This window comes from Chitinophaga sedimenti, from assembly GCF_023156195.1.
Classification (GTDB): Bacteria; Bacteroidota; Bacteroidia; order Chitinophagales; family Chitinophagaceae; genus Chitinophaga; species Chitinophaga sedimenti.
The window spans coordinates 1,937,533-1,955,509 of sequence record NZ_JAKUKA010000001.1; the positions used below are offsets into that span (position 1 = coordinate 1,937,533).

At 51.3% G+C, this 17,977-nt stretch carries 20 protein-coding genes; 15 read left to right on the forward strand and 5 right to left on the reverse strand.

The window, feature by feature from the left end; translation table 11 throughout:
- Nucleotides 1-79 precede the first annotated feature (79 nt).
- Nucleotides 80-292 carry an FAD-dependent oxidoreductase gene (locus MKQ70_RS11090; protein ID WP_248070732.1) on the forward strand — a complete coding sequence of 71 codons (213 nt, stop codon included), beginning with the start codon at nucleotides 80-82 and terminating at the stop codon, nucleotides 290-292.
- Entirely contained in the window at nucleotides 265-1,866 is a 1,602-nt protein-coding gene (locus MKQ70_RS11095; RefSeq protein ID WP_248070734.1) for an FAD-binding dehydrogenase, read from the forward strand. The genes MKQ70_RS11090 and MKQ70_RS11095 overlap by 28 nt, the downstream gene beginning before the upstream one ends.
- 158 nt (nucleotides 1,867-2,024) lie before the next feature.
- On the opposite strand, the gene MKQ70_RS11100 is transcribed toward MKQ70_RS11095, so the two are convergent.
- Entirely contained in the window at nucleotides 2,025-2,732 is a 708-nt protein-coding gene (locus MKQ70_RS11100) for an alpha/beta fold hydrolase (protein ID WP_248070736.1), read from the reverse strand.
- A 104-nt stretch (nucleotides 2,733-2,836) separates the two neighbouring features.
- Here MKQ70_RS11100 and MKQ70_RS11105 point away from each other — a divergent pair, with 104 nt between their 5' ends.
- The 5 genes from MKQ70_RS11105 (at nucleotide 2,837) to MKQ70_RS11125 (ending at nucleotide 8,849) form a co-directional block, all read left to right on the forward strand.
- Complete coding sequence (locus tag MKQ70_RS11105) at nucleotides 2,837-3,220, forward strand: hypothetical protein (RefSeq protein ID WP_248070737.1); 384 nt, start codon at nucleotides 2,837-2,839, stop codon at nucleotides 3,218-3,220.
- 180 nt (nucleotides 3,221-3,400) lie between these two features.
- Nucleotides 3,401-5,458, forward strand: coding sequence for an efflux RND transporter permease subunit (locus tag MKQ70_RS38225; protein ID WP_282456372.1), 2,058 nt, complete (start codon nucleotides 3,401-3,403; stop codon nucleotides 5,456-5,458).
- A 17-nt stretch (nucleotides 5,459-5,475) separates the two neighbouring features.
- Entirely contained in the window at nucleotides 5,476-7,701 is a 2,226-nt protein-coding gene (locus tag MKQ70_RS38230; RefSeq protein WP_308198995.1) for an efflux RND transporter permease subunit, read from the forward strand.
- Between the two features lie 18 nt (nucleotides 7,702-7,719).
- A complete protein-coding gene (locus tag MKQ70_RS11120; protein WP_248070739.1) occupies nucleotides 7,720-8,142 on the forward strand; it encodes an efflux RND transporter periplasmic adaptor subunit in 423 nt (140 codons plus the stop codon).
- Nucleotides 8,139-8,849, forward strand: coding sequence for an efflux RND transporter periplasmic adaptor subunit (locus MKQ70_RS11125; RefSeq protein ID WP_248081259.1), 711 nt, complete (start codon nucleotides 8,139-8,141; stop codon nucleotides 8,847-8,849). The genes MKQ70_RS11120 and MKQ70_RS11125 overlap by 4 nt, the downstream gene beginning before the upstream one ends.
- Nucleotides 8,850-8,893: 44 nt before the next feature.
- On the opposite strand, the gene MKQ70_RS11130 is transcribed toward MKQ70_RS11125, so the two are convergent.
- Complete coding sequence (locus MKQ70_RS11130) at nucleotides 8,894-9,544, reverse strand: hypothetical protein (RefSeq protein ID WP_248070741.1); 651 nt, start codon at nucleotides 9,542-9,544, stop codon at nucleotides 8,894-8,896.
- A gap of 305 nt (nucleotides 9,545-9,849) precedes the next feature.
- Between MKQ70_RS11130 and MKQ70_RS11135 the strand changes: the two genes are divergently transcribed.
- The gene (locus tag MKQ70_RS11135) at nucleotides 9,850-10,209 is read left to right on the forward strand and encodes an alpha/beta fold hydrolase (RefSeq protein WP_248070743.1); all 360 of its coding nucleotides are present in this window, start codon (nucleotides 9,850-9,852) and stop codon (nucleotides 10,207-10,209) included.
- Complete coding sequence (locus MKQ70_RS11140) at nucleotides 10,170-10,622, forward strand: alpha/beta fold hydrolase (RefSeq protein ID WP_248070745.1); 453 nt, start codon at nucleotides 10,170-10,172, stop codon at nucleotides 10,620-10,622. Before MKQ70_RS11135 ends, MKQ70_RS11140 begins: the two co-directional genes overlap by 40 nt.
- 42 nt (nucleotides 10,623-10,664) lie before the next feature.
- Here the strand turns inward: MKQ70_RS11140 and MKQ70_RS38235 are convergent, their stop codons facing one another.
- Both MKQ70_RS38235 and MKQ70_RS38240 read right to left on the reverse strand, forming a co-directional pair.
- Complete coding sequence (locus tag MKQ70_RS38235; protein WP_282456373.1) at nucleotides 10,665-10,958, reverse strand: DUF72 domain-containing protein; 294 nt, start codon at nucleotides 10,956-10,958, stop codon at nucleotides 10,665-10,667.
- A 91-nt stretch (nucleotides 10,959-11,049) separates the two neighbouring features.
- Nucleotides 11,050-11,397: a DUF72 domain-containing protein gene (locus MKQ70_RS38240; RefSeq protein ID WP_282456374.1), complete on the reverse strand. Its 348-nt coding sequence runs from the start codon at nucleotides 11,395-11,397 to the stop codon at nucleotides 11,050-11,052.
- Nucleotides 11,398-11,557: 160 nt separating this feature from the next.
- On the opposite strand from MKQ70_RS38240, the gene MKQ70_RS11150 reads away from it, so the two are divergent.
- The 6 genes from MKQ70_RS11150 to MKQ70_RS11175 all read left to right on the forward strand — a co-directional run bounded on the left by MKQ70_RS11150 (nucleotide 11,558) and on the right by MKQ70_RS11175 (nucleotide 15,805).
- Complete coding sequence (locus MKQ70_RS11150) at nucleotides 11,558-12,259, forward strand: M16 family metallopeptidase (protein WP_248070747.1); 702 nt, start codon at nucleotides 11,558-11,560, stop codon at nucleotides 12,257-12,259.
- On the forward strand, nucleotides 12,259-12,882 hold the full coding sequence (locus tag MKQ70_RS11155; protein WP_248081263.1) for an insulinase family protein: 624 nt from the start codon (nucleotides 12,259-12,261) through the stop codon (nucleotides 12,880-12,882). Before MKQ70_RS11150 ends, MKQ70_RS11155 begins: the two co-directional genes overlap by 1 nt.
- Before the next feature lie 56 nt (nucleotides 12,883-12,938).
- Nucleotides 12,939-13,544, forward strand: coding sequence for a hypothetical protein (locus MKQ70_RS11160; RefSeq protein WP_248070749.1), 606 nt, complete (start codon nucleotides 12,939-12,941; stop codon nucleotides 13,542-13,544).
- Nucleotides 13,504-14,382: a M16 family metallopeptidase gene (locus MKQ70_RS11165; RefSeq protein WP_248070751.1), complete on the forward strand. Its 879-nt coding sequence runs from the start codon at nucleotides 13,504-13,506 to the stop codon at nucleotides 14,380-14,382. The genes MKQ70_RS11160 and MKQ70_RS11165 overlap by 41 nt, the downstream gene beginning before the upstream one ends.
- Nucleotides 14,383-14,486: 104 nt before the next feature.
- Nucleotides 14,487-14,867, forward strand: coding sequence for a hypothetical protein (locus tag MKQ70_RS11170; RefSeq protein WP_248070026.1), 381 nt, complete (start codon nucleotides 14,487-14,489; stop codon nucleotides 14,865-14,867).
- Between the two features lie 23 nt (nucleotides 14,868-14,890).
- Nucleotides 14,891-15,805: an IS3 family transposase gene (locus tag MKQ70_RS11175; protein ID WP_248081266.1), complete on the forward strand. Its 915-nt coding sequence runs from the start codon at nucleotides 14,891-14,893 to the stop codon at nucleotides 15,803-15,805.
- A 6-nt stretch (nucleotides 15,806-15,811) separates the two neighbouring features.
- Here MKQ70_RS11175 and MKQ70_RS11180 read toward each other — a convergent pair whose 3' ends face one another.
- Nucleotides 15,812-17,941, reverse strand: coding sequence for a GH92 family glycosyl hydrolase (locus MKQ70_RS11180; RefSeq protein ID WP_248070753.1), 2,130 nt, complete (start codon nucleotides 17,939-17,941; stop codon nucleotides 15,812-15,814).
- Nucleotides 17,942-17,977: the final 36 nt, after the last annotated feature.

The window sequence follows — 17,977 nt, forward strand, 5'->3', positions numbered from 1 at the left end:
ACAATCATGCGGTGCAATCCGACACATTGCGTTTTTCTCTTTATATTTAGAAAGACTGATTCCCAATAATCTTTCCACGATGTCGCAACCCTCCACCACCATCATTATCGGCGCAGGCCTGTCGGGACTGGTAGCCGCCTGTGAATTGATTGCCGCGGGCAAACGTGTAACGATATTAGACCAGGAAGGACCGCAAAACCTGGGCGGACAGGCCTTCTGGTCGTTCGGCGGACTTTTCCTCGTCAATTCCCCCTGCAACGCCGTATGGGTATCAAAGACAGTCTGGACTTAGCCATGCTCGACTGGATGGGCACTGCGTCGTTCGACCGGCCGGAAGATCACTGGCCCCGCAAGTGGGCCGAGGCGTACGTCACTTTTGCAGCGACCGAAAAGTACGAATGGTTGCGGGCGCGCGGGCTGCGTTTTTTTCCCGTGGTGGGGTGGGCAGAACGCGGTGGATATGGTGCAATCGGTCATGGCAACTCGGTACCGAGGTTTCACGTTACCTGGGGAACGGGGCCCGGCGTGGTGGAGCCTTTTGCCGCTATGGTAAAAGACGCCGTAAATAAAGGTTTGGCAGACCTCCGGTTCCGGCATCGCGTGGAAGACCTGGTCGTAGTAGATGGCGCAGTAACGCATGTAAAAGGCGTGATACTTGGGGATACACACGCAGAACGGGGCGCACATGAAGCAGCTGCGGTAACGGGGGATTTCAGTTTTGAAGCCAGGCAGGTAATTGTTACTTCAGGCGGCATCGGTGGTAATCACGACCTGGTAAGAAAAAACTGGCCATCGAGGCTCGGCGTGCCACCACGGCAAATGCTCAGCGGCGTACCGCAACACGTGGATGGCCGTATGTTGGGCATCACACAAAACGCCGGCGCCCGTATCATCAATCCAGATCGCATGTGGCATTACACGGAAGGCATTCGCAACTGGGCGCCCGTCTGGCAACGGCACGGCATCCGCATACTCCCCGGCCCCTCCTCCTTCTGGCTCGACGCCACCGGTCAACGCCTGCCTGCCCCGCTGTTCCCGGGCTTCGACACCTTAGGGACACTCGAATACCTGATGAAAACAGGCTATGATCATTCGTGGTTCATCCTCAACCAGAAAATAATCAAGAAAGAATTTGCCCTTTCGGGATCGGAACAAAACCCGGACCTGACCAATAAAGACTGGCGGCAGGTGGTAAAACGCGCCTTCGGCAAAGAAGCTACTGGTCCCGTAGAAGCTTTCAAAGCTAAAGGAGCGGACTTTATCGTCGCCAACAGCCTGTCCGAAATCGTGGACGGCATGAACCGCATTGCTGATGCCCCCTCACTAAGCCTGGCGCATATCTCCCAGCAACTGCAAGCCCGCGATGCGCAATTACAAAACAAATTCTGCAAAGACCCTCAACTGATGGCGATCCGCAATGCCCGGCAATACCTGGGCGACCGTCTAATCCGCACCGCGCCCATACATCCTATCCTGGAAGAAAGTCCGTTGATCGCGGTAAAGCTGCACATTCTTACCCGCAAATCACTGGGCGGACTGTCTACAGACCTCAACAGCCGGTGCTTAATACCTCCGGACAACCCATTGGTGGTCTTTATGCGGCCGGAGAAGCTGCCGGCTTCGGTGGCGGCGGCATGCACGGTTACCGGGCGCTGGAGGGCACTTTCCTCGGCGGTTGCATCTTCTCTGGCAGAGCCGCCGGGCGGGCAGCGGTGGCTACGGCACAAAAATAAGGCAACACTGCTGCCCAAAAATCTACCAATTGGTGGCGACGGGTTCAGCCGTTGGTGGCGACGGGTCATCCGGGTGGTGAACTGCCTTTACGCATCCTTCAACGACAGTAAGACGATCCTAACAGGATCGTAACTAACTGTAACTAACTTTGGCTGATTTACTGGTGATTCAGTTAGGTTTTAGTTACCATCCTGTTAGGATCGTCTTAGGATCTGGTAACTCGTTAGTTTAGACACAAAAGATAACCAACTCATAAACAATCAGATACAAATTTTTATTTGAATTCAGCATCATTCACGGCCTTCCATAGCAGTACAAAAGCGGACGATCAGGGTGCTGATTAAATCATAAGGCGCCTGCTCTATCGGATGCGGTGTACCGGGCAACACTGCGAACTGGGCAACCGGGAGGTGTTTATAAACGTTCACCGTTTCTTCCATCCCTGCCATTTTATCGCGGTCGCCTAACATCAGTAGCGACGGTGACTTCACATCCGCATAATCCCCCGGCTGCAACGGATTGTGCCGCCCCATTTCTTCCAGCATAAAGCGGGTGCGTTTCAGCACTTCTTTCCAATCGTTCGGTGCGTGTAATTGTGCCAGGGATGCAGCAAAGGCAGGAACCTTCGTTTCAATCACAACAGGGTCCAGCATTTTAAGCTCACGTGCGGCCACATCGGGGTCCCAGTGAAACTTAGCGCCGAGGGTAATAACGTTTCCCACCATGGCCGGGAAGTGCCGGGCGAGGTACATGGCTACATAGCCGCCCATACTGTAACCGAAAATGGCCGGGTGTCCGAGTCCTTTAGTGCGGATGTAATCACGTACTGCATCCGCGAAAAGTGCGATAGAGAAAGGTATTTCGGGGAATGGTGTGCCGCCGTGGCCGGGAAAATCAAGCGTATGCACATCAAACTTAACATTCAGTTGTTGCGCCAGGGGCTTCAGCTGCGCAGATGCGCCAACAGCGCCGTGCAGCAGTAGCAGCGGTGGTTTCATATACATGGAATTTAAGCAGTTGTACAAACATAACTAAAATTACGACCGCCACCTCTCATCAATAAATGCCCGCTTTAATGCCCGTTTTGGCTATCTTTGCACCGGTGGCAAAATTGTTCGCACATATATTGATGTTTACATTGCTGTTCAGCAGTGAGCCGTTCGTCGAGTTATTCCGCATACCGGCGCTGATCCGGCACTTCCGGGATCACCAGCAACGCGACGCAGGGATCAGCTTTACGGACTTCCTTGCCATGCATTATTGGGGTGATGACCTGAACGATAACGATGATGAACAAGACCGCACCCTTCCCTTCAAACACGATTCCATTTTAAGCGTACACCAGGCGCAGCTTACCCCGGCAGATATTCAACTGCCCGGGCCGGCCATTCCACCTGTAGTCAGGCTGTACGGCGTATACAAAGTATTTCACCCGGACGCTCAGCTCGAATCACTCTTCCACCCTCCCAAAAAAGCTTTGGCCTAATTACACCTGTTCAAACACAGGCTGCACCGGCACTTCCGCCGCTGTTATTTTTTTATTTTATGTTGATAGGGATGCACCGGCGTAATGCCGCCTGCTCACCGTTAAATTTTTAATTGCGTATGCTGAATAAGATTATCAGCTTCTCCGTCCGCAATAAACTCATTGTAGGCTTATTTGTGATTGCCCCTGGCCATCTGGGGCGCTTTTGAAGTTACCCGGCTCCCGATCGACGCGGTGCCGGACATTACCGACAACCAGGTGCAGGTACTCACCGTGTCGCCCTCCCTGGGCGCGCCGGACGTTGAACGACTCATCACCTTTCCTGTAGAACAAAGCTGCAGCAACATTCCCGGCCTCAAACAGATCCGCAGTTTCTCCCGCTTCGGATTGTCGCTGGTAACGATCGTTTTTGAAGACGAAACGGACCTGTACTGGGCGCGGCAACAAGTAGCCGAACGCCTGCAACAGGTAACGCGCGATATTCCCGAAGGCATCGGGGCGCCCGAAATGGCGCCGGTGTCCACGGGCCTCGGTGAAATTTATCAATACGTTGTACGCCCCGAAAAGGGCTACGAGGGGAAATACGATGCCATGGAACTGCGTACTATCCAGGACTGGATCGTACGTCGCCAGTTAATGGGCACACCCGGCGTGGCGGAAGTATCCAGCTTCGGCGGCAAACTGAAGCAATATGAAATCGCTGTGAAGCCCGAACAGCTGAAGGCTTACGGCATCACCATCGGCGAAATATTTAACGCGCTGGAGAAAAACAACCAGAACACCGGTGGCGCCTACATTGAAAAAGGGCCTACGGTTTTGTATATACGAAGTGAAGGGTTGACCACCAGCCTGGAAGACATTGGCAAAATCGTTGTCAAAAACACTTCGAACGGGCTGCCATTACTGGTCCGCGACGTAGCCGATGTACGTTACGGCGCTGCCATCCGTTACGGCGCCATGACCTATAACGCAGATGGTGAAGTAGCCGGTGCGGTGGTACTCATGCTGAAAGGCGAAAACTCCTCCGTCGTGGTAAAACGCGTGAAGGACAAGGTTGCCGAAATTCAAAAATCCCTACCGAAAGGCGTCGTCATAGAACCTTTCCTCGACCGTACCAAGATGGTAAACAATGCCATCGAAACCGTGAAGAACAATCTCATTGAAGGCGCGCTGATCGTGGTGTTCGTACTGGTATTTTTCCTTGGGAACGTTCGCGCCGGCCTGATCGTATCGTCGGTGATCCCGCTCTCCATGCTGTTTGCCATCATCCTGATGAATATGTTTGGTGTAGGCGGTAACTTGATGAGCCTTGGTGCGATCGACTTCGGACTGATCGTAGACGGCTCCGTCATCGTCGTGGAAGCGGTACTGCATCGTTTCTCCCATGCTAAAAAGTTCCGGTCGGCAGACAGGATCAGCGGTGCACAAATGGACGAAGAGGTAATGCAGGCAACGGGACACACGATTAACTCGGCCGTGTTCAGCCAGATCATCATCCTCATCGTGTACCTGCCGATCCTTTCGCTGCAGGGCATTGAAGGCAAAATGTTCAAACCGATGGCCTATACCATTGCGTTTGCAATACTCGGGGCGTTCATACTTTCCATCACGTACGTGCCGATGATGAATGCCCTGTTCCTCAACAAAAAACTGAATCACAAACCTACACTGGCCGATAAGATGACCATCTGGCTCGAACGCCGCTACCAGCCACTATTGCGCCGCGTAATGTTTTACCCGCTTAGTGTCATTAGCGCTACCATAGGCCTCTTTGTGGTAGCCGTATTACTGCTGATGGGCATGGGCGGTGAGTTCATCCCGCAGATCGAAGAGGGTGACTTTGCCGTGGAAACGAGGCTGCTCACGGGGAGCAACCTGAATAACACGATTAAGTATACCCAACAGGCCTCTAAAATCCTGCTGGAGAAATTTCCGGAGGTAGAAAAGGTGGTCACGAAAATAGGCAGCGCCGAAATCCCCACCGATCCTATGCCTTTCGAGGCGGGTGATATGATGGTAATCCTGAAGCCCAAGAAAGAATGGACTTCCGCAAAATCATTCCCCGAACTATCGGAGAAAATGACGGAGGAATTGCAAGCCGTTCCAGGCATCACCGTGGGCTTCCAGTTCCCGGTGCAGATGCGTTTCAATGAACTGATGACCGGCGCCCGCCAGGACGTGGTGTGTAAGATCTTTGGTGACGACCGGACTCACTGGCAGTTTACGCGCACCGGCTGACAGACGTCATCAAAACTGTGCCGGGCGCCATCAACATATATGAAGAAACCGTAACCGGCATGCCGCAGGTGGTGATACGTTACAACCGCGATGCCATGGCGCGTTACGGTATGAACGTGGAGGAAGTGAACCGCGTGATCAACACGGCTTTCGCCGGCCAAAGCGCGGGACAAGTGTTTGAAGGCGAGCGGCGCTTCGATCTCGTGGTGCGTGTGGCTAACGACAGCCGCAAAAGCGTAGACGATGTGCGTAATATGCTGATACCAACCCCCAACGGCGAACAGGTGCCGGTGTCTTTATTCGCCGATATCCGGGAGGAAGAAGGCGTAAACCAGGTACAACGCGAGAATACCCGTCGCCGTATCGTGATCGGGTTTAACGTCAGCGGACGCGATGTGCAAACAATCGTAACGGAGCTGCAGGCAAAAGTAGCGCAGCAACTGAAACTGCCTCCCGGCTACAACCTTGTTTACGGCGGCTCTTTCGAGAACATGAATGCTGCGAAAGAACGGCTGAGCATTGTAGTACCGGTGGCCCTGCTGATGATTTTCCTCTTATTATACTTTGCCTTCAACTCGGTAAAACAAGGATTGCTCATCTACACCGCCATTCCACTTTCGGCTATCGGCGGCATCGTGGCCCTGTGGGTACGCGACATGCCATTTAGTATATCCGCCGGCGTAGGATTTATCGCGTTATTCGGTGTGGCCGTATTGAACGGCATCCTGCTGGTATCGGAGTTTAACCGCTTACGCAAGCTGGGCTGGACCGACGAAAAGCGCATCGTTATACATGCCACCAAATCCAAGCTTCGCGCGGTATTGATGACAGCCCTCGTACCCTCGCTCGGCTTCATTCCCATGGCGATCAGCACCGGTGCGGGTGGCGCAGTACAAAAACCGCTGGCCACCGTGGTGATTGGCGGACTTATCGTTTCAACCATGCTTACTTTATTTGTGTTACCAATTCTTTATATCCTTTTTGAAAGAGGATTAAAATATTTCCGCCCGGTCAAAAAACTGGCAGCCCTGGCGTTCCTTTTATCCGTGGCCGGGCTCGCGAAAGCCCAAACACCTGTTACGATCACGGAGGCGCTGAAGATGGGCAATGCGCAGAACCAGCAACTCAAGGCAGCTGCGTTGAACGAACATTACTATAAGGCACTGGTGCGCTCTTCTTTTGAGCTGGATAACACAACCGCCACGTACGAACATGGCAAATTGAACAGCGCGTTCATCGACAATCGTTTCACGATCGGCCAGAGCATCCAGTTTCCAACGGTTTATAAACGCCAGCGGAAAGTGAATGAGCTGTCGCTCGATATCAGCCGGGGACAAACCAAACAGGCTACAGTGGAAGTACAGGCAGAAATTAAACGCGTGTTTTATGCACTGGTAGTACTGCAACAACGTGAAATCGCGTTAAAGCAGGCCGACAGCCTGTACGAAATATTTGTACAAAAAGCGGAGAATCGTTTACGCCTCGGCGAAAGCGACCTGCTGGAAAAAAGCACGGCACAAAATCAGCGCCTGCAAATACAGGCCCAGCTGAAAATGCTGCAACGCGATGCGGCCATTTTCCAGCGCCGCCTGCAATACCTGACCAATGCACCGGAAATACTGCGGCCTGTAGCAGACAGCCTCCTCTACCCTGCTGCTATGGCGACCGACAGTCTCCCGGCCGAAACACCGGCATTACAGGTGCAATCGGCCCTGCTATCGCAAAGCGAGGCCCATGTACAACTGGAAAGGAGCCGGCTGATGCCGTCTTTTTCGCTCGGTTACGCCAATGCATCCTTCTCCGGTTATCAAACCCTGCCGAATGGGACCGACAAACTGTTTTCGCGCAGCGACCGTTTCCAGTCGGGCATGATCGGTGTGGGCATCCCTGTTTTCCAGCATGCACAGCGGGCACGGATCAAAGCATCCGGTGTGCAGGTGCAACAGCGCCAGGTAGAGCTGGATGCCTTGCAGTCCCGTTTACGGGCGGACCTGTTGGCGGCGCAACAACGGTACAACTACAACCGTCAGCTGCTGGCCGATTATAACAATACTATGCTGCCAAACGCAGCGGCCATCATTGTAACGGCGAACAACCGCCTGCAAAGCGGCGATATCAGCTACCTGAACTGGGTACTGCTGGTGAACCAGGCCATCGACATCAAAAGTCAGTTCTATGATGTGGTGGAACAATACAACGAATCAATTTTTGACATAGAAAGCATTAATGGCGTTATCCGCTAATTAAAACAACTCAAGATCATGTACACAAGAATTATAAAAGCGGCTTTAACTTTAATCGTGTTCAGCGCCTGCGGCAGCAAAACCTCGCCCGGGGCGGCAGACAGTACACAGGCCGTGGTAGCAGCTGATATTATCAGCCTGAACGATGCGCAATTTAAAAACGCGGAAATCACTACCGGACCGGTGGATGCCAAGTCCGTAAACCGCGTATTAAAAGTAAACGGTACTATTGAAGCCCATACCGAAAACCGCCAAACGATCAGCTTCCCCCTGGGCGGTTATATTAAAACCAACAACCTGGTGCCGGGCATGCAGGTGAGCAAGGGCGCACTGCTGGCCACCATGGAGGATGCCTCTTTTATACAGTTGCAACAGGATTACCTGCTGAACAAAAGCAAACTCACTTACCGGAGGCCGATTACAATCGTCAACAGGAACTGAGCAAAACACAATCGAACAGCCAACGTACGTTTCAACAAGCGAAAGCCGATTTCGAAAGTGCGCGCGTAACCGACCGCGCACTGGCCGAAAAACTGCGCCTGCTGGGACTTCAACCGGAGAAATTAAACGAGAACAACATTACCCGCACGGTGAATATCTACGCGCCGATGTCGGGGTATATCAGTAAGGTAAACGTGAATCCGGGCAAATACGTAGCGCCTACCGACGAACTGTTCGAGATGGTAGATCCTTCGAAAGTGCACGTGAGCCTCACGGTGTTTGAGAATGACGCGGCGGCACTGAAGAAGGGCCAGCAGGTGCTTTGTACCGTAACGGGTCATAGCGACCCGCTCCCCGCTACTATCGAACTGGTGACGCCGGACCTGAATGAAAGTCGCGCCGTGGAAGTCCATTGCCATTTCGACAAACCCGTAAAAGGGCTGCTGCCAGGGGCTTTTGTAGCAGCACAGATCGTGCTGGCCAACCAGCAGGGTTACAGTCTGCCGGACGATGCCGTAGTAAAAGCGCAGGACCATTATTACATCTTCCTGGAGCAAAAGCCGCGCACCTACAAGATCATGGAGGTGCAAACCGGCAACTCACTGAACGGGGCAACGGAAATACTGACCCCGCTGCCGGCGAATACGAACGTGGTAACAGCGAATGCTTACACGTTGTATACGATGATGAAAAATACCGGAGAATAAGAAAAGGAAAAGGGCTTCGCGTTGGTGAAGCCCTTTTTATACCGTTATCCCGGGAAGGTCATTAGCCGCATAAACTTAATCACCAGTACCCGTGTAACACTTTTATCCGGATGCAATGCTTTGTACTTTTCTGTCAGGTCTTGTATAAAAGCCATGGACCCGGTTTTATCATTGATCGGCCTTTCCAGCTGGAAAACGTCTTCGTGACCGTCGGTGTCATACTTCATGGTCAATTTCAGGTTATCGTACGTGTACCTACCTGTACGGAAAGACAAATTATCGTGCACTTCCCTGAAAAAGCCCATTCCCGCCGAAAACTCTATAAGCTGCACTTTGCCAACGGGCTCCGGGGCAGCGGTCATCAGTTCTGCTTTCAGGCTGGTGGAGAAATCAGCATCGGCAGACTCCACGTACACTTCGGGCGGTATCGCGCTCATGCCGGGAGTACGGCGCCAAACACCTTCGAACATCCGTGCATTCACCTTTATAGTTGCCTTGCTGCGGCCAGGTGCGTATACATGAATGTTGGTGTGCCCCATCTGCTGGGTGGTAAATACGACCTTTTTGTTTTGGACTGTAAGCGATGGTACGATGCCGATGTTTTCCACTTCGGCAGAAAACGGCCCGTCACCGGCCTCCGTAATGTCGATCGCAAATTGTTCGCCTGCAAAGGATGAGGCCGAATACGTACTCAATTGTACCTTTTAGGTTCCTCTTTTTTACAGGAGGCCATCGTGGCCGTTGCAATAAGCAAGGTTAATCCGTAGTTGATGCGCATAGTAATGTGGGTTAAATGGTTTCCGTTCGCAAAATATGCCCCCGCCGGTAACTGTGCAAGCCAAATATCCTTATACTTATCCAGCGGCGCAAATCACCCGCAAAATGCCGGAATCGGCCCCCATAACGCTACCCGGCGATTATTATCTTTATGCGGACAAAAATAGAAAACATGCGCCGCGGATTCTTTATCTTGATAAAACTACTACTAATACCCTTTCTTATGCAAGCACAGCAGGGACAATACGCCCAGGTAAACGGGCTGAAACTTTACTACGAAACCTACGGCGACGGCTATCCGCTGGTGCTCGTACATGGTGGCGGATCTACGATCGGCACCAGCTTCGGCCATATTATTCCGGAACTGGCCCGGCAATACAAGGTCATTGCCCTTGAGATGCAGGCTCATGGGCATACCGCGGATATAGACCGCCCCCTGAGTTTTGAGCAGGATGCGGATGATGTGGCAGCCCTGCTGCAACAACTGCATATTTCCAAAGCGAATTTCCGGGCTTCAGTAACGGCGGCACTACCTGCCTGCAGGTGGGCATCCGGCACCCGCAACTGGTCAACAAACTGGTGATCGCCTCTGCCAATTACCGCCGCGACGGCATGCCTCCCGGCTTTTTCGACGGCATGGTACACGCCACGCTCGATATGATGCCCAAACCGTTACAGGGCGCTTTCCTGGCCATCAATCCGGATAAGAAGGCCCTGCAAACCATGTTTGAGCGTGATAAAGCCAGGATGATCGGGTTCAAAGACATACCGGACGAGGCGATTAAAGGCATTGCAGCCCCAACGCTGGTAATGACGGGCGACCAGGACGTAGTATCGCCGGAACATGCGGTACGGCTGTTTCGCACACTGCCGAAGGCGCAAATGGCGATTTTACCGGCTGGTCACGGAGACTATCTGGGTGAAATCATGGCGGAGCGGAAGGATAGTCCGGTGCCGTCGTTGGTGGCTGCGTTGATAAAGGATTTTCTGCGATAATGGATGTGAGGTAATGGCCCGTGCCCTGTAATGTGCGGGCCACTACTTAGCACGCACCAACGCGTTCAACGTCTGAAGATCCTTCACCGCATCCCCCATCGTATTGTTAAAATAGGCATACACCTCCCGCCCCTCCGCCATCCACCCGCGAATCCGTACCGCCTGTTCAGCCAAATGCTCCTTCGTATAGCCGCCCCGGTAATCCCCTACCGGCCCATGGAAGCGCAGGTATACGAACTTCGCCCCCTTGTTCACGGTGCTGTTGCGGGATTTCGGGATATCATGCAATACGACACTGCATCCATATTCATCCGCCAACTCGTATGTTTCCGCCATGTACCAGGATGGGTGCCTGAACTCCAGCGCTACCTTATACCCCCGCCTATCTCCTGCAACAGCGCCTCCAGCTGCCCGTATGCATCTACCGTTACCGACGGGGGAACTGCACCAGCATGCAACCGAGCTTATGCCCTGCCGGATCCACCACCGACAGAAACTTTTCGAGATCCGTTGGCTGGTAAGCCAGCTCCTTTACATGGGTAATTTCCTTCCACAGCTTGAAGGTAAAGCGGAAATCATCGGGCACAGATGCTGCCCAGCGCTTCACCGTGGCGGGCTGCGGCAATTTATAAAACGAGGCGTTCACCTCCGGGCTGTTAAACAGCGACGCATAATAGGTGAGCCGCGACTTATCGCGGTATTCGGGCGGAAATGCCTGCTTATTGGGTACGGGCAGAACTATGTTGCTCGTCCCTGACCAAAATCGTTCTTCCATGCCACTTCCCCGGTCAAAAATCCTTCCAGATCGCGGAATACGGCCGTTTATCCGCCTGCCCCTTTTCTGCTAATGTGATTAATGTTATATTTAGCGGCCGTTTCGTGCGCGAGGCGGGAAAACATCGGTTACAAAATCAAAAACAAACCATTCTACTCTTATGAGTAAAAAAATTCTCGTACTGGCCCTCATCGCAGGCGCCAGCTTCCAGCCAATTGCCGGGGCACAGCAGAAGAAGGCCCCCATTGCCGGCAGTGAGGTAATCCCCGTAGACCCTTCTGTTAAAATTGGTAAACTGTCTAACGGTCTCACTTACTACATCCGCAAAAACGCCGAGCCTAAAGACCGCGCTGTCCTGTACATGGTGGTTAAAGCGGGTTCTCTCATGGAAACCGACGCACAACAAGGTCTGGCGCACTTTGCAGAGCACATGTCCTTCAACGGCACCAAAGACTTCCCGAAAAATGAACTGATCAACTACCTGCAGAAAGCCGGTGTAAAGTTCGGCGCCGACCTGAACGCGTACACCAGCTTCGACCAGACCGTTTACCAGCTCCCGATCCCTACCGACAGCGCGGCCCTGTTCCACAATGGGTTTAAGATCCTTGCCAACTGGGCCGGTTATGTAAGCATGGAAGACGCTGAAATTGACGCGGAAAGAGGTGTGATCGTAGAAGAAGAACGCGCCCGTGGTAAAAATGCGCAATCCCGCATGCAGAAAGAGGTACTGCCCGTGTTGCTGAAAGGCTCCCGCCATGCCGACCGTTTGCCCATCGGCCAGCTGGACGTGATCCAGCACTTCAAAAAAGAAGAAATGCGCAATTTCTACAGGGACTGGTATCGCCCGAACCTCAGGCCGTGATGGCGGTAGGCGATTTCGATCCGGCAGCAGTAGAAAAGATGATCAAAGAGAACTTCGGTCCACTGAAGAACCCGGCCAATCCTAAACCGGCCCTGACTTACAGCCTGCCCGAAAATAAAACGCCGCTGTTCAAGCTGGTAACCGACGTGGAATTTCCTTACCATGTAGCCAACGTAATGATGCGCCATAAAGGCCACATCACCAAAACAGTGACGGATGCCCGCGAAAGCATGATAAACAACATGGTAAACAATATGCTGGCGGTTCGCATCAACGAACTGAAACAAAAAGGCACCGCACCGTTCCTGGAAGGTCAGTTCAGCTACGGCCCTTACCAGGGTGGTATGTTCCCGGACGTAGATGCCACCAGCATTCTCGCTGTTTCTAAGGGCCCCGAAGACCTCCTTACTGCACTGAAAGGCATGATGGTAGAAGTGGAAAGAATGGCGCAATTCGGCTTCACCGCTTCCGAACTGGACGTGATGAAAAAGAACATGGAGGCAGGTAATGAAAAGTCTTACCGCGAAAAGGACAAAGCACCTTCCAGCTCTTATGTTCAGGCTTACGTAAAAACTTCATCTACGGTTCCCCCATCGCTTCGGCCGACTACCGTTATGAGCTGAATAAAAAGCTACTGTCTTCCATCACTTTGGCAGACGTAAATGCAGCGGCTAAAAAAATGCTGAAACAGGAAAACATCGCGATCCTGCTACAGGCGCCGGAAAAAGACAAGGATAAAATGCCTACAGAAGCGCAGGTACTGGACGTGATCAAAAACTCCGGTAAAGGCGTAACAGCTTATGTAGACAATACCGTAAACAAACCACTGCTGGAAAAACAACCCGTAGCCGGTAAAGTAGTGAGCGAAGAAAAAATCGCCGGCATCGGTGTAACGAAATTGAAATTATCCAATGGCGTAACCGTATTGCTGAAACCTACTACCTTCAAAAATGACCAGATACTCATCAACTCCTTCGCTGCCGGCGGTACCTCCCTGGCAAACGACCAGGATGTAGAGGCGATCGGCTATGCAGGCAGCATCGGTGACGACGGTATCGGCGAATTCGACAATACCCAGCTGGGCAAACTGCTGGCGGGTTCTACGGCGAATATTTCTCCTTACATCGGCGAACTGCACCAGGGCTTTAGCGGCAGCACGTCGCCGAAAGACCCGAAACAGCCCTGCAACTGGTGTACGCATACTCGACCAACCCGCGTAAAGACGCCGCTTCTTTCAAAAGAACATGGACGACTACCGCGTAATGCTGCAAAGCAAAGGCGTTAGTCCCGAAGCAGCTTATAAAGACACGATGAATGCAGTATTCACTTCGTACGCTGCGCGTGAAAAAGCACCGACTGCGGCTGATATCGATAAAGTATCGCTGGACAAATCCCTGGCCTTCTACAAAGACCGTTTTGCGGATGCAAGCGGCGAAACCTTTGTACTGGTTGGCAACTTCGATATCGAACAAATTAAACCGCTGCTGGCCACTTACCTTGGTGGATTACCGGCCACCGGCAGGAACGAGCAGTACGTAGACCGTGGCGTTCGTCCTCTGTCCGGCAAAGTGGAAAAGATAGTAAAGAAAGGTATTGAAGACAAAGCCTCTGTGCAACTGGTGTTCCACGGTACCTTCGATTACTCTGTAGAAAACAACCTGCAGCTCACCGCCTTGAGCGACATCCTGGAATTCAAAGTACTAGAGCGTTTGCGCGAAAAAGAAAGCGGTGTGTATACGCCAAACGTAGGCGTTTCTTCTTCCAAACTGCCTACTCCTTACTACTCGCTCACCATCTCCTTTAACTGTGCTACCGCTAACGTAGACAAGCTGGTGGCGGCTGCGCTGGACGAAGTAGCGCTGTTGAAAAAGAACGGCGCAACGGCTACAGATGTAGAGAAATTTAAAGCGGAAAGCAAACGTAGCATGGAAGTAAGCCTGCGCGAAAACAACTACTGGCTGGGTTATATCGCCGGTAAATATCGCAATGGCGACGATCCGCTGAGCGTGTTAACGTTCAACGACCGCCTTGAACAAGTAACCCCTGCTTCTGTAAAAGAAGCCGCAGCAAAATACCTGAGCGGAACTAACTTCGTAAAAGGTGTCCCGGTGCCTGAAAAATAAACGATCGCATTGCACGATACGCAAAGGGCTGGCCACGTGATGGCCGGCCCTTTCTTTGCCTCTGCTCCGTCCTGAAATAAGTTGACACTTAAAACGAACTTATTATGGGAAACAATGATTTCACTAGATTTAAGCGAACGCAGAAGAGTTATAGCTTAGCCTTTAAATTACAGGTAGTTGGTGAAATAGAACGAGGAGAGCTCAATTTTGACCAGGCTGATCGAAAGTATGGGATTCAGGGACATTGTACGATAGCAAATTGGTTTAAAAAACATAGTAACTTAGATTGGAAAGAACTTCCAACTATGTCTACACAAAAGACGCCTGAACAACGTATTAAAGAACTAGAAGCCCTTTTAGCCAGGGAGAAAGAAAAAGTTCATGTACTTAATACCGCTATTGATATAGCCAACGATATGCTGAAAACGGATATCCGAAAAAAGTATATGCCCGAACAGTCCAGCAAGCCCAAGCCCCGCTCTTAGGGGTAAATGGCGTATGTAAGCTGCTGGGATACAGCCGACAAGCCTACTACAAGCACAAAACTGATCGGGCTCACAGATATCAGGAGCTACGCCAGGTTAGGGAGATGGTGATGAAAACCAGGGCTGGTATGCCCAGATTGGGCACACGTAAGCTGTATAATTTAATTAAACCATGGCTGCATAAGGATTCAATTAAAATTGGGCGAGACGTTCTGTTTAAATTTTTGAAGGCAGAGCATTTATTGATCCGCCCTCGGAAGAGATATATTCAAACGACCAACTCAAAGCATTGGCTGCGAAAGTATCCAAACCTTACTAAATCAATGACTATCAATAAGCCAGAGCAGCTTTGGGTAACAGATATTACTTATTTGAAAACACTTGATGGAAATCTATACCTGAACATGATCACAGATGCTTATAGTCGTAAGATCGTTGGATACAGTATAAGTGATAATATGGAGGCGCTCACCATAGCCACGGCGTTAAAAATGGCGGTTGGAAATCGTATTTATAAGCATCCACTGGTGCATCATTCGGACAGAGGATTACAATATTGTAGTAAAGAGTACGTTAGAATTGCCCTCGCCAATAATATACAGATGAGTATGACCGAAAACGGCGATCCTTACGAGAATGCGCTCGCCGAAAGGATGAATAGAACGATAAAGGAGGAGTTTTTACTTGATGAACTAAGAGTAAACAGCTCCAATACTGTAAAAATGGTGCATGAGTCAATTGCTATATACAACAGCAAAAGACCACATCTATCTTTAAACTATCGAACGCCTGATAGTGTACATCAAAAAAATATCCCAGCCGCAAAAAGCAACTGGGATGATATTTTAACCGTCAACTTTTTCAGGACGATTCACTCTACTACCCTCCCAAAAAAGAAAGAGGACCTGCATACTACAGACCCTCTTTCTTTTATATAACTAAATTTACTTCGTCGAAATATCGATCGTACCGCCGTTTTTAAATAAATCGTGCGATACGAAATATCCTTTCAACGGCGCGCCGTTCACTTTGATACCGGTCAGATTACGGCCCTTACCGGGTTTACGGATGGTGATCAGCTTGCCGCTGTTGGTTTTCCATTTCACTTCATCGAACAAGGGTACGGTTACCAGGTACTCCGGGTCGGTAGCAGAATAGGTATACAAACCCGCTGCACACAAGACGTACCAGGCAGACATCTCCCCTGCATCATCCATACCGCACAGCGCGATACCAGGATCACCGATGCCGTAAAGCGTGTTCAGGATCGTATCGATGATTTGCTGCGACTTCTCCGGTTTATCGATGAAGTAATAAGAGAACGGCGCCTCGTGATCGGGCTGGTTACCGTGGCAATATTGACCGATCATCGTTTCTACGTTACGGGCAATATGTTTCGGGTTCCAGGGTACTGTGAACAGGGAGTCGAGCTTGGACTCAAAACCTTTAGCGCCACCGTACAACGCCACCAGTCCCTTAGGATCGTGCGGGGCGTAGAACGATACCTGCCAGGCGTTCGCCTCCCGGTACATGTACTCGTAATAAGGGTACTGCGGATTAAATGGCGTGATCCAGTCGCCGTTTTCCAGGCGTCCGCGCATAAAGCGGGTGGAAGGATCAAACATGTTTTTATAATGCTGCGAACGCGCCATCAGGATACGGTAGTTCGCGGTATCACCTAATTTTTTAGCCAGCTGCGCCAGTGAATAATCATCATACGCATACTCCAGCGTTTTCGAAACACCTGCAGCCGCCTTGGTTTCCACATGCGGGTTCTTTACATCCGGATCGGATATAAATCCTTTTTCGATATATTCTTTGATATGCGGTCTTGCACCCGGGATGTTTGCATTACGCAGTAACAACTGGTAAGTTGCTTTCACATCAAACTGATCGATGCCGCGCAGGTATGCGCCCACGATGGACGACGCGCCGTGATCACCATGGAAGAAGGTAGGAATAAAACCTGTTTTATCCCCCACATCTTTCATGGATTTAATGACGTCCAGCGCCACCTGCGGCGATACCAGGCCAAGCAGCACGTCTTTGTTACGGTAAGTATCCCATAACGAAGGCTCTGTATAATAATTGAAATCTGCTTTCTGTACCTGCCGTTTGGCATCGGTATATTCCCCGTTTACATCACTGCGCAAAGCCGGCCACAGGAAAGAGCGATAGAGGCAGGAATAAAACATGCCTTTCTGTTTCTCTGTTCCGCCCGTTACCTGGATGCGCGACAACAGCTTCTCCCATTCCTGGTTAGCTGCCGAACGCACCGCTGCGAAGGATTTTTTACCGATCTCTTTGCCAAGGTTTTCCTTTGCGTTCGCAACGCTGACGAAAGACAAACCGATCTTTACTTCCACGGTACCAGTGCCTTCCGGCAGCACCGCCAGTGCATAACCGCTACGCTGGCCCGCTTCGTGGATGTCCAGTTTATTCACGGGCGTATTCAGCTCCGCATAAAAGTAGATTCGCTCTCCTGTCTGCTGAAACCCTTGCAGCACATTCGTTCCCACCTGTTCAATCTGCCAGTTGGATACACGGTTGTTGGCGCGGGCCAGGTCGAACAGGATCTGGCGGTCGTTTTTGTTTTTGTAAGTATATTGATGGTACCCGCAACGCAAGGTAGACGTGAGTTTAACGTCTACCTGGTAATCATCCAGGAACACCTGGTAATACCCGGGCGATGCACTTTCGCGCTCATGTGAAAAGTGGGAACCAAACTTTTCTCCCTTATTGGAAACCGGCAGCAACGGGATGTTACAGAGGTTCCAATGTCCTTTATTCGTATGGGTAAAACCGTAAATGATGTCATCTTCATATTCATACCCGGCGCCGGAACCGTATTCGGTCATCGGGCTCAATTGCACCATGGCATTGGGCAACGAACTGCCGGGAAAGGTCAGTCCCGCCCAGGAGCGCCATCCGTCGGGTAATTCATAACCAAGGATCTTGGGATCGGTCAGTGGTGCAGTGCCTACAAACGTGTTGACATATTTTGTGTACTGGGCCTTTACCGACGTGGTGGCGAGTAAAGACAATAATGCAAGACGTGAAAGTTGTTTCTTCATTAGCGACGTGTGATTTCCTTACCTGCCAAATGTAAA

What these genes read in the sequence shown, in the direction of transcription:
- MKQ70_RS11165 (WP_248070751.1), top strand. Translation starts at nt 13,504, where the DNA reads ATGGACGACTACCGCGTAATGCTGCAAAGCAAAGGCGTTAGTCCCGAA.
- MKQ70_RS11120 (WP_248070739.1), top strand. Translation starts at nt 7,720, where the DNA reads ATGTACACAAGAATTATAAAAGCGGCTTTAACTTTAATCGTGTTCAGC.
- MKQ70_RS11180 (WP_248070753.1), bottom strand. Translation starts at nt 17,941, where the DNA reads ATGAAGAAACAACTTTCACGTCTTGCATTATTGTCTTTACTCGCCACC.
- MKQ70_RS11100 (WP_248070736.1), bottom strand. Translation starts at nt 2,732, where the DNA reads ATGAAACCACCGCTGCTACTGCTGCACGGCGCTGTTGGCGCATCTGCG.
- MKQ70_RS38235 (WP_282456373.1), bottom strand. Translation starts at nt 10,958, where the DNA reads ATGGCGGAAACATACGAGTTGGCGGATGAATATGGATGCAGTGTCGTA.
- MKQ70_RS11155 (WP_248081263.1), top strand. Translation starts at nt 12,259, where the DNA reads ATGGCGGTAGGCGATTTCGATCCGGCAGCAGTAGAAAAGATGATCAAA.
- MKQ70_RS11170 (WP_248070026.1), top strand. Translation starts at nt 14,487, where the DNA reads ATGGGAAACAATGATTTCACTAGATTTAAGCGAACGCAGAAGAGTTAT.
- MKQ70_RS11150 (WP_248070747.1), top strand. Translation starts at nt 11,558, where the DNA reads ATGAGTAAAAAAATTCTCGTACTGGCCCTCATCGCAGGCGCCAGCTTC.
- MKQ70_RS11135 (WP_248070743.1), top strand. Translation starts at nt 9,850, where the DNA reads ATGCAAGCACAGCAGGGACAATACGCCCAGGTAAACGGGCTGAAACTT.
- MKQ70_RS11090 (WP_248070732.1), top strand. Translation starts at nt 80, where the DNA reads ATGTCGCAACCCTCCACCACCATCATTATCGGCGCAGGCCTGTCGGGA.
- MKQ70_RS38240 (WP_282456374.1), bottom strand. Translation starts at nt 11,397, where the DNA reads ATGGAAGAACGATTTTGGTCAGGGACGAGCAACATAGTTCTGCCCGTA.
- MKQ70_RS11095 (WP_248070734.1), top strand. Translation starts at nt 265, where the DNA reads ATGGGTATCAAAGACAGTCTGGACTTAGCCATGCTCGACTGGATGGGC.
- MKQ70_RS11160 (WP_248070749.1), top strand. Translation starts at nt 12,939, where the DNA reads ATGCTGAAACAGGAAAACATCGCGATCCTGCTACAGGCGCCGGAAAAA.